The organism is Aneurinibacillus danicus (assembly GCF_007991215.1).
In the GTDB taxonomy this organism is placed as follows: Bacteria; Bacillota; Bacilli; order Aneurinibacillales; family Aneurinibacillaceae; genus Aneurinibacillus; species Aneurinibacillus danicus.
On the sequence record NZ_BJXX01000277.1, the window covers coordinates 1 to 1,127 of the forward strand.

At 42.2% G+C, this 1,127-nt stretch carries 1 protein-coding gene; it reads right to left on the reverse strand.

Features of this window, described 5'->3' with window-relative positions; all coding sequences use genetic code 11:
- The coding region (locus ADA01nite_RS21715; RefSeq protein WP_146812504.1) for an LLM class oxidoreductase at positions 1-856 on the reverse strand (856 nt) is incomplete at its 3' end.
- Positions 857-1,127: the final 271 nt, after the last annotated feature.

Below are 1,127 nucleotides of genomic sequence, written 5' to 3' on the forward strand. Positions count from 1 at the left end.
TAATCACATGATTGACACCCAAAATTTTTAGATTCTGCAAAAATTCAATGAGAGGTTTGCGCCCTATCCGGAAGCCTAAATGAATGGGGACCGGCGCATAATCCGGATCCTCTGTCAAATCTATATAGAGGGACTGGCTAAACGGTTTAAATTGATCAGTAAGAGAACGCCAATTTGCAATCAGCTCCGCCTGGAATTTAGGATTTCGCGGATAGTAAAGCCACCCGTCGCTGTTTTGGGCAATCCACTCGGGGGACTGAGAGCTGTGACCGGTTACCAGCACGGGAATATTGAATAAACGCGGTTTGGGCAGGATATCCCCGTTCGAAAGATCGACCCGTGACGACCTGATAGCAGGGAAATTCTCCCTCCACACTGTTTTCATTACCGATATGGCTTCTTGAAACAAAGTGCTGCGCTCTTCAAAACCAACCGAAAAGGCCGGGAATTCTATCGGACGATCTCCGGTCGCGACTCCAAGAACAAGACGTTCTCCGGATATTTTATCGATGGAAGCCGCTGCTTTAGTCACATGCAGCGGGTGACGCAAGGTTAGAATTATACTTGCGGTGCCCAGGGCAATCCTTTTGGTATGGGCAGCGATATATCCCAGATAGACCCAGGGATCATAAATTTGACCCACATCACCGAAATAAGGATCATATAACGGAACATCCCTGACGTGCAATGCGGCAAAATTTAGCTCCTCTGCTCTTTTTGCCAGCTTTATTTGTTTTTCAATGTCCATCTCCGGAATACTCCCCTCGTAGGCTTCCAGAGGAAAGAATAGCCCGAGAGTCAGATTATTTTCCTGAAACATGCGTGAATATCCTCTATGCTGATTAAACTGGTTCATAGTCGTCTCCTTTATACACTTAATATATTTATATATCTATAATTATAGATGTAATAATATAAAAAAAAGAGATGTTCAAGGTCAAGTTGTAATGGTAATGATATTTACCATTACAGGAGATAAAGGAGAATTTTGATTTACAAATCCCTGGATAGTATCTCCTTAATTTGTTTGATGTTTTCCTCATCTCTTTTATAATAAGTCCATTGCCCAATTCGTTTTGATTTTATTAATCCGGCATTTTGCAGCATTGATAAGTAAAGGGATACTG